At 55.3% G+C, this 8645-nt stretch carries 10 protein-coding genes and 1 pseudogene; 3 read left to right on the top strand and 8 right to left on the bottom strand.

Going from position 1 to position 8645, the window contains the following annotated elements; translation table 11 throughout:
- The first annotated feature begins 296 nt into the window (after positions 1–296).
- Entirely contained in the window at positions 297–695 is a 399-nt protein-coding gene (locus tag HKD32_RS14910; RefSeq protein WP_228119078.1) for a hypothetical protein, read from the top strand.
- Between the two features lie 190 nt (positions 696–885).
- On the opposite strand, the pseudogene HKD32_RS14915 reads toward HKD32_RS14910, so the two are convergent.
- A pseudogene (locus tag HKD32_RS14915) lies at positions 886–1173 on the bottom strand (transposase); the annotation flags it as partial.
- 233 nt (positions 1174–1406) lie between these two features.
- Here HKD32_RS14915 and HKD32_RS14920 point away from each other — a divergent pair.
- Positions 1407–2573 (top strand): MFS transporter, encoded by a 1167-nt coding sequence (locus HKD32_RS14920; protein WP_194258394.1) that lies wholly within the window; start codon positions 1407–1409, stop codon positions 2571–2573.
- A 69-nt stretch (positions 2574–2642) separates the two neighbouring features.
- Here the strand turns inward: HKD32_RS14920 and yghU are convergent, their stop codons facing one another.
- From yghU to HKD32_RS14950, 6 genes are all read right to left on the bottom strand, one after another.
- Positions 2643–3521: a glutathione-dependent disulfide-bond oxidoreductase gene (gene yghU / locus HKD32_RS14925; protein ID WP_061928462.1), complete on the bottom strand. Its 879-nt coding sequence runs from the start codon at positions 3519–3521 to the stop codon at positions 2643–2645.
- Positions 3518–4237: a glutathione S-transferase family protein gene (locus tag HKD32_RS14930; RefSeq protein WP_061928465.1), complete on the bottom strand. Its 720-nt coding sequence runs from the start codon at positions 4235–4237 to the stop codon at positions 3518–3520. The genes yghU and HKD32_RS14930 overlap by 4 nt, the downstream gene beginning before the upstream one ends.
- Positions 4238–4344: 107 nt before the next feature.
- Complete coding sequence (locus tag HKD32_RS14935; RefSeq protein WP_061928468.1) at positions 4345–5022, bottom strand: peroxiredoxin-like family protein; 678 nt, start codon at positions 5020–5022, stop codon at positions 4345–4347.
- A gap of 103 nt (positions 5023–5125) precedes the next feature.
- Positions 5126–6220, bottom strand: coding sequence for an alkene reductase (locus tag HKD32_RS14940; RefSeq protein WP_061928470.1), 1095 nt, complete (start codon positions 6218–6220; stop codon positions 5126–5128).
- 24 nt (positions 6221–6244) lie between these two features.
- A complete protein-coding gene (locus tag HKD32_RS14945) occupies positions 6245–6871 on the bottom strand; it encodes a glutathione S-transferase family protein (protein ID WP_061928472.1) in 627 nt (208 codons plus the stop codon).
- On the bottom strand, positions 6864–7025 hold the full coding sequence (locus HKD32_RS14950; protein ID WP_194258395.1) for a hypothetical protein: 162 nt from the start codon (positions 7023–7025) through the stop codon (positions 6864–6866). Before HKD32_RS14950 ends, HKD32_RS14945 begins: the two co-directional genes overlap by 8 nt.
- Positions 7026–7139: 114 nt before the next feature.
- On the opposite strand from HKD32_RS14950, the gene HKD32_RS14955 reads away from it, so the two are divergent.
- Positions 7140–8036, top strand: a complete 897-nt coding sequence (locus tag HKD32_RS14955) for a LysR family transcriptional regulator (protein WP_061928474.1) — start codon at positions 7140–7142, stop codon at positions 8034–8036.
- A 14-nt stretch (positions 8037–8050) separates the two neighbouring features.
- Here HKD32_RS14955 and HKD32_RS14960 read toward each other — a convergent pair.
- The coding region (locus HKD32_RS14960) for a YoaK family protein (protein WP_194258396.1) at positions 8051–8645 on the bottom strand (595 nt) is incomplete at its 5' end.

Here is an 8645-nt window from a genome sequence, read left to right on the forward strand (position 1 = left end):
GATCCGTCAGATCGCCTCGTGCCATGCCCGCTCCACCGTGCCGTCTGCGTTGAAGCAACCAGTGAATCAGATCTCAGGATGAGTGTATAGACCTTTTGTCAACGCGACCTAATTTATCTCGACTCATTCGTGCGCCAGACTTACTCTTCCGTTACGAAGATGTAAGGAAAATATCAGTGGGGGCTTGGGGCGCGCTTATCATGAGTTTCTTCGGGGCCATCTTCGCCTCATTAACGTTGTATTGGCATCTGAATTTTTCCGGGATCGCGTTGGTTGTGCCTTTCTTAGGATTTCTCTTGATCGGTCTCGCAGCGATGTATGTTATTCGTTTACCCGGGGATGGGATCAAACCTACTCCAAAAGAAGAACGTGCCATTATGTGGAGTAGCATCGGTGAAGGCATTGGCCTTTTCCTCGCCTCCAACATTGTCATAAATCTGCATCGGCCAGACCTTCTCTTGCCTTCAATGGCCCTGATTGTCGGGCTTCACTTCCTTCCCATTGCTTTTGCTGCTGGCTTTCGTCCGTTCTATGTTCTGGGAGTGGCTTTGATTGTTGCCGCGACCGTCGGCTTCGTGATGGGAGCACCTATGGGCGGCGAGGTCTCTGGCCTTATGGCCGCAGGAGCTGTGTGGCTTGCGTCAGGCATAGCGATACGTCGCGATTGGCTGGCAAAGCGCAAGACGCCAGTATAGCTTGAGCTTTTCCCCGGCCAGCCGTTCGTCTGATAAGAGGACGACGGCCGTCTGCCTGCTGCTGCATCTGTAAGTCGACAGGCAGATCAGGGGAAAGCGGTCTGTCTGCTTATAGGATAAAAATTACAAAAATGGACATAATGCGAGCGGATCGAGTAAATCATTCATTGAGCATTTATTCTAGGGCCTGTTAGGTCTTGAGATGATCTACAGTTGCAGCGATGCAGATGACGGTCATGAAGGATGTGACGGTTTTTTCGTATCGTGTAGCGACCGCTCTCCATTCCTTAAGACGCGCCCATAGGTTTTCGACCAGATGTCGGTGCCGATAGGCCCATTTGGGGCAGGCTACCTGCGGCTCGTTGCGTTTTGTCGGGATGACTGGGCGTGAGCCCCTTTCCCACAGAGCTTTTCGGAACTGGTTCGAGGCGTAACCCCGATCGCAGACGACGTAGCGCGGAGCGTGCGGCAATGCGTCAAAGCTATTAAAAAAACCTATACCAGACAAACGTGTCTTCGCCACTTTAACCGTCAGAGTACTGCGAGACTTCAACGCCAGAAAACTGGAACTTTTCCAAAACGTTCTTCCGGAGTAGAGGGAGCCATCCATGCCAGAGGGCATGGATGGCTATTCTTTTTGCTACCGCCCCCTTTAACGGGTTAAGTGAGGCGATTTATTCCTCCAGAAGCAGGGTTTTTGATTTGTCATTCATGGATAATCCCTACCCAGCTTCGGCTGTCACACAGCGCTCAACCCGATTGGCGTTTCTCATCGCCGGTTTTTCAGGGGCAGCATGGGCGCCAATCATTCCCTATGTCAAACTGCGATGCGGGCTTACAGACGCTCACCTTGGCCTCCTTCTTTTGTGTTTGGGGGTGGGCTCGATCGTTGCCATGCCTGTTGCTGGAAGCCTGGCCGGACGTTTTGGATGTCGATGGATCATCGCAGTCGCCACCCTGGCAGTTTGCTGTAGCCTGCCGGTTCTTTCGTCTTCAGACGTCATGCCGCTTCTTGCGGTAGCTCTGACCATTTTTGGAGCGGGTGTTGGATCGATAGACTGCGTCGTCAATGTGCAGGCTGTCATTGTCGAACGGGCTTGTCAGAAAACCATGATGTCGGGTTTTCATGGTCTTTTCAGCGTAGGCGGTCTCTTGGGAGCGATTGGCGTGAGCAGCATGCTCAGTCTTGGCTTTTCGCCGTTGCAGGCGTCTTTTGTTGTTGTTGTCCTGCTACTGCTGAGTGCTTGTCTGGCACTCCCCGGACTGCTGACTGGACGAACCCATTTGGAAACTGGACCTGCCTTTGCTCTCCCTCAGGGGATTGTTTTGACCATAGGAGTTATGTGCTTCATTGTCTTTCTGGCAGAAGGAGCTGCCATAGACTGGAGTGCAGTATTCCTGACTACGGTACGACATGTTGAAGTGCGTTACACCGGATTGGGGTATGTCGCGTTTGCCTCTACAATGACCATTGGGAGACTGCTGGGAGATCGACTGGTTCGCCATATCTCAGGTCGTGCGCTGGTGACAGGCGGAAGTCTGCTGGCTGCCTTGGGAATGCTACTGGTGACGATGATCCCGGTCTGGCAGATGACCCTCCTGGGTTACGCGCTGGTAGGTGCCGGGTGTGCCAACGTGGTTCCTGTGCTTTATTCAGCTATTGGGCGACAGACCTTTATGCCAGAACATCTTGCAGTGTCTGCTATAACAACGCTTGGCTACTCAGGAATTCTTGCTGGGCCTGCGGCACTTGGATTTGTCGCTCAGAGTACAAACCTCCCGTTCGCGCTCGGAAGCGTAGGGGTGTTGCTGGTCTTTGTTACGGTGATGGGGCTGATGCTGCCTCAAGCTCTCATCAATGGTGAACCGCCGAAGTGAGAAACGCTGAATTTGAGAGGAGGCTACTCGACTCAGCGTTTCTCCAAAACTCGGTCCATGCGTGCGGAATCAGGCTTTATCGGCCTTTCGATCCTGCGTTTTTGTCTCAAAATCGGATGCGTCGTGACGTTCATGAAGCTGGCTTGAGAGGTCTCCGGATGTTCGGTTGACCATACGGCCACGCTGAACGGCAGGCCGTTCCAAAAGTCGGTCTGCCCATGCCCTGAGATGGGGATAGTCCTGAACGCTCAGGAATGTGGCAGCATCATTATAGAGCCACCCCTCTACCAGGCCACCGTACCACGGGAAAATGGCCATATCGGCAATTGTATAGTCTTCGCCAGCTATGAAAGGGCTTTCCGCTAGACGCCGATCAAGCACATCCAGTTGCCGTTTGGCTTCCATGGCAAACCGATTGATCGCGTATTCGATTTTCTCTGGCGCATAAGCATAGAAGTGCCCAAATCCGCCACCAATATAGGGCGCACTGCCCACCTGCCAGAAAAGCCAGTTCAGGCATGCTGTCCGATGGGCAATATCCTTGGGAATGAAAGCACCGAACTTTTCGGCCAGATACAGCAGGATTGACCCGGACTCAAAAACGGCCAGAGGCTGATCGCCGCTATGATCGACAAGGGCCGGAATCTTTGAATTCGGATTGATCTCCGTAAAGCCGGAGCCGAACTGATCCCCTTCGCCAATGCGAATAAGCCATGCGTCATATTCGGCCTGCGTATGACCCGCAGCAAGCAGCTCCTCAAGGAGGATCGTGACTTTCACACCATTGGGAGTGCCCAGAGAATAGAGTTGGAGCGGGTGACGGCCAACGGGAAGGATTTGCTTGTGGGTGGCGCCGGCAGTCGGGCGGTTCGTACTAGCGAATTTTCCGCCGCTTGGTGCCGTCCATGTCCAGACTTTGGGGGGTGTATAATCGGAGGGTCCGCTCATGAAACTGTTCCTTTTGACACTGGAAAGAAACTGGTCGGGTACATGGCCTGGCGCGCGTCTTGATCCATGACGGTCTTGAATGCGTGCCCGTTCATGATGGCATGAGCACGGTCGACTGCCGGACGAGCATTCATCCTGTCCATGAAACGGCTCAGATTGGGCCAGCGTTCAAGCGGCCGCTCATCACCTTTCATGACCCGTGCTGCCCGGTCCAGCCAGCCCCATGCCGACATGTCCGCAATCGTATAATGGTCACCGACAATAAAAGATCGCCCTTCCAGGTGATCGTTCAGGACCTGATAATGCCGCTCCGCTTCACGACGATATCGATGGACCGCATAATCCAGACCTTCCAGTGCCGCATGCTGGAAATGCACAGCCTGTCCGGAGAAGGGACCAAGACCCGTTGCAACAAACAACAGCCATGACAGAAGCTGGGGGCGATCCTCCGCCGTTCCAAGGAACTGTCCCGTTTTCTCAGCCAGATAGAGAAGGATGGCCGTTGAATCGAACAGGATTGCGGGACTGCCCTGTGGGCCATCCGTATCTACGAGAGCAGGAACCTTGCCATTGGGATTGATGGTCCGAAATGCGGGATCATGCTGGGCACCGCGATAGGTATCGACCGGGACCGCTTCGCAAATCATGCCCGTTTCAGCCAGAAACAGTGCAATCTTTGCCGGGTTCGGACCGGGGCCATAGTAGAAGTGAATCATGGGCCACTCCCTTGGGGTCAGTGCAGGAAAAGCTTTTGCCTGATGGCGACCGGGTTGGCCCTACCAAGAGCTGATAGGGCCATATCCGGACGCCAAAAGGCTCATAATTAGTTTGCCGAAGCCTGTGTTGCTTTTCGAAGTGCTGGCAGCATGTCTTCCGGTTCCGGACGGCGTGTATAGTCCGGATTGACTTCGGCATAGAGGATCACGCCATCCTGCCCGATGACGAAACGGCCGGGCATCGGCAGGGTCCAGCTCTCATCACCATTGAAAGACGGAAGATCGTTTTTCAGGCTGGTGTAGAGGTCCACGAGATAGTCCGGCAGTGCAAACCGCAGACCGAATGCTGCTGCAACGTCATTATGGACATCCGACAGGATGGGAAAATCGAGATGGTTCTGACGGACTGACTTGCGGCTGTTCACGGCCGTCTGCGGTGAGATGGCAATCAGGCTTGCGCCGAGTTCGCGGAAAGACGGAAGTGCAGCCTCAAGAGCCTGAAGCTCCATGTTGCAGTAGGGGCACCACACACCGCGATAAAAGCTGATGACCAATGGGCCTTTTGACAACAGATCTGCGGAGGACACCGGATTGCCTTCCGGATCATTCAAGGTGAAAGGCGGAGCTTTATCGCCAGCTTTAAGCGCCTTTTCTGCTGCACCCGAAGCGATCAATTCAGCGGTTGCACGATGCATGACTTCAATCACGGACGCGGGAACATTGTAAGGCGGCTTGCCCGCTTCGAAGTCAGCTTTGAAAGCATCGAGTTTTGCTTGAAGAGACATGGGTATTTCCTTTGAAATGAAGCGACACCTGACGATAGGGCCGCTGGTTTTTTCAGGGATGATGGCATGAAGGACTATTCGTCATTCCCCGCCGGAATGGCCGTCAGTCTGAAGTCGGGGCCTTGGGATAATCGGTGTATCCTTGCATCCCGCCGCCGTAGAAAGTTGTGCGATCGTATGGAGTGAGCGGCAGGTTGTGGCGCAGACGATCCGGCAGGTCGGGGTTACTGATGAAAGACCGGCCAAACGCCACCGCGTCGGCATCACCTGCCTGAAGAATTGCTTCTGCGCTCTCACCAGTGAAGCCGCCTGCAGCAATGATGGTGCCATGGAAATGCTGGCGCAGTTGCTTTGCCGCTACCGGCTTTGATTCCGAGATTAGTTCCGTCCCCTTGATGCGGGGTTCGACGACATGCAGATAGGCAATGCCCAGAGCGCCAAGTTTTGCAGCGACATACCCGAAGGTCTCCTGCGGAGTACTATCTGACATGGAGCCATAAGTGCCACTCGGGCTAAGCCGGACGCCGGCGCGATTTGCTCCCCACACATCAATGGCAGCCTGCGTGATCTCCAGCAGGAACCGCGCGCGGTTTTCGATCGGGCCGCCATACTCATCCGTGCGGTGATTGGTCCCGTCCTGCAGAAACTGGTCCGGGAGGTAACCATTCGCACCATGGATTTCCACACCATCGAAACCGGCGGCTTTGGCACGAACCGCACCTTGGCGGAACTGGTCGATCACAGCTGGAATGTCTTGAAGTTCTAGGGCACGCGGCATCGAAAACGGCCGAGCTCCATTGGGCGTATAGGCATCGCCCTCGGCCTGAATGGCTGACGGCGCGACAGGGGCCTTGCCTCCCGGTTGAAGATCTGGGTGGGACTGCCGGCCGACATGCCAGAGCTGCATGATGATTTTTCCGCCCCCCGCATGAACGGCGTCTGTGACAGCGCGCCATCCTTCGATCTGCGCATCCTCGTAAATGCCAGGGGCGCCAGCATAGCCGTAGCCTTCCCGGGCCACCGGGGTTGCTTCGGAAATGATGAGGCCGCCTTGCGACGTTCTCTGAGTGTAATACTCGCGGATCAGCGTGCCTGCTTTGTCGCCGGGTTCTGACCGCAAACGTGTCAGCGGGGCCATGACGATACGATGATCGAGCGACAGCGGCCCTGCCTTGAACGGGGTAAACAGTTTGGACATGATTTTTCCTTGGAAGGATCTGTCTCAGTCCTTGGGGACCAGAGCTTCGATACGGGCAATGCCGCGTTGCACGGCAGGTCGGCTTTCGATATCCGCATACCAGCGGGCCACATGAGGCGTGTTCTCAAACGTGATATTGGGAAAACCGCGACGCCACAGCCAGCCGAAATGGGCGATATCGGCGATGGAAAACTCGTCTCCAGCCACGTACCGGTTTTTCTCCAGAACCGTATCGAGGACATGGAGCGTGCGGTTTGCCTCGGTGGAGAAACGCTCTAGAGCAATCGGTTCGGGCGTTGCCGCAAACCGCTGAAAAAAGCCGGATTGTCCGAAGGCCGGGCTGAGGCCAGAGGCATGGAAGAACAGCTGCTCAAAAACACGCGCACGAGCTTCACCATGAGCGGAAAGAAGCCGGCCTGTTTTCTCTGCAAGGAAAACGAGAATGGCGGCTGACTCTGTTAGAGAAAATGCCTGTTCCGTCTTCACAAGAACCGGAACCTTGCCATTAGGGTTCAGGGCTAGAAATTCCGGGGTCTTCTGCTCCCCTTTACGGACGTTTACGCCATGAAGCGTGTAGGGAAGCTCAAGCTCTTCCAGTGCAATTGTCACTTTGACGCTGTTAGGTGTTGCGAAAGCGTAGACGTCAAACATCGGCGGTTTCTCCCTGTCTTGTAGAAGACAGGCCGGACATGACATGTCCCAGAAGAGTAGATGCAGCGTGCAGTAGGCTGCCTGTCAGCTGAAAAGCCAGAAGACTGTCTGCAATGACCAGTCCAGACGTAGCGCGTATGAATGAACCGGACATCTCTGGGCTCCTTTGAAACCCGGCCTGTCCGGGTTGATGCACTAGAGATGCCTCTTCCATGCTCGACAGGGCAGAGCTCTTGAGGCGATAAGGATCATTCCCTGGAGGAATATCATGGACCGGTATCAGGCAATGGCCACGTTCATACGCGTGGTAGACACGGGATCGTTCTCGAGCGCTGCACGACAACTCGGCGTGGGGCAGCCCGCAGTTTCGAAGACCATCGCGCAGCTTGAGGCGCGCCTTCAGGTCAGTCTGCTCATCCGTTCCACACACGGCCTGACACCGACCGAGGCCGGACAGAACTTTTACGAACGGGCAAGGAACGCCATTCAGGAGGCCGATGAAGCGGAGCTTGCTGCCAAAGGTGCGGGCGCAGGCCTTTCAGGGCGATTGCGGGTGTCGGCGGCAACGACGTTTGCAAGACTGCACATCATTCCTGAACTACCGCGGTTTCTAGCGGAACATCCGCAGCTGACCGTCGAGATTATTCTTGATGACCGGATGATCGATCTCGTGGCGGAAGGCGTCGATATTTCCTTGCGGATGGGAACGCTTGCGGATTCCACGGCAATCGCCCGGAAGATCGCCACAGGACGACGCTCGGCCCTCGCTACGCCTGCCTATCTCAAACGGGCAGCCGCCCTCCGCTCTCCCGCGGATCTGGCGAACCATGAGGCGATCATTTACAGCCAGTTACCAAGCGCATGGTCATTCCTGCGAGAAGGGGCCACGGTGTCGGTCTCTGTCAGCGGACGACTTAAGGTCAGCGCTGCGGAAGGGCTCAGGGCCGCCGTTCTGGCAGATATGGGACTGACAATCGCGTCCGACTGGATGTTTGCACCAGAACTCGACACTGGCACCGTCGTTCGCGTTCTTGAAGCGTGGTCCCTGCCGACAATCGATCTCTGGGCGGTCTTTCCTGCAGGACGGATGATGACCGCCAAAGCTCGTCAATTCGCAGATTTCGTGGAAGGCATCATGAAGATAGTGGACAAGCCCTACATATAAGCAGGCGGCTCCTTTCAGTCCTCGTAACGTCCATCATGCTCTGATTTCCAGACGTCCAGGTAAAGAAAACCCAGAAACGGCAGGGGCCAGAGAAACGGAAAACTGCCGTGCATTGCCAGCCCGAATGCTGCCATCACTGCCCCCATGAAAAAAGACAGGAAGGATAGTCCCGGCAGAAGAATACTTCCGGAGAGCGGTGTCGTTACTCGCGACGGTGCCAGTTTTGCAGCCACCCAGGTTGCAATGCCAGATGCGGCTTTCAGAAGATTGGTTGTAATGACAATCGTCGGCATCGGTGTGCCGGAAAATTTCGCGATGGTTTCTCCCTGTACAGCCAGTAGAGCCGGAAGAATCAGGAACTCACCCCAGTATCGGTATGGAGATGAATGAGCCGCCTGTGCCAGCACCATCAGGATCGTCATGAACATAACGCCGTAAGCTGGAAGCCAGAGAAGGCGCGCCAGGCTGGTCAGGACGGCACTGGTAAAGAAAATCGCTAGCGCACCGACAAGCAGGAAACCATGGGCCCAATTTCCCTGTACGAATGAAGCGCCCATATGCGTGGTGTTTCCAGTCATCGCACCTGCAAAGACACCTCCCAGGTCCACG

This window comes from Gluconobacter japonicus (assembly GCF_015244665.1).
Taxonomy (GTDB): domain Bacteria; phylum Pseudomonadota; class Alphaproteobacteria; order Acetobacterales; family Acetobacteraceae; genus Gluconobacter; species Gluconobacter japonicus.

Excerpts from the sequence above, each read along its gene's own strand:
- HKD32_RS14920 (WP_194258394.1), top strand. The coding sequence starts at position 1,407 with ATGGATAATCCCTACCCAGCTTCGGCTGTCACACAGCGCTCAACCCGA.
- yghU (WP_061928462.1), bottom strand. The coding sequence starts at position 3,521 with ATGAGCGGACCCTCCGATTATACACCCCCCAAAGTCTGGACATGGACG.
- HKD32_RS14930 (WP_061928465.1), bottom strand. The coding sequence starts at position 4,237 with ATGATTCACTTCTACTATGGCCCCGGTCCGAACCCGGCAAAGATTGCA.
- HKD32_RS14935 (WP_061928468.1), bottom strand. The coding sequence starts at position 5,022 with ATGTCTCTTCAAGCAAAACTCGATGCTTTCAAAGCTGACTTCGAAGCG.
- HKD32_RS14940 (WP_061928470.1), bottom strand. The coding sequence starts at position 6,220 with ATGTCCAAACTGTTTACCCCGTTCAAGGCAGGGCCGCTGTCGCTCGAT.
- HKD32_RS14945 (WP_061928472.1), bottom strand. The coding sequence starts at position 6,871 with ATGTTTGACGTCTACGCTTTCGCAACACCTAACAGCGTCAAAGTGACA.
- HKD32_RS14950 (WP_194258395.1), bottom strand. The coding sequence starts at position 7,025 with ATGTCCGGTTCATTCATACGCGCTACGTCTGGACTGGTCATTGCAGAC.
- HKD32_RS14955 (WP_061928474.1), top strand. The coding sequence starts at position 7,140 with ATGGACCGGTATCAGGCAATGGCCACGTTCATACGCGTGGTAGACACG.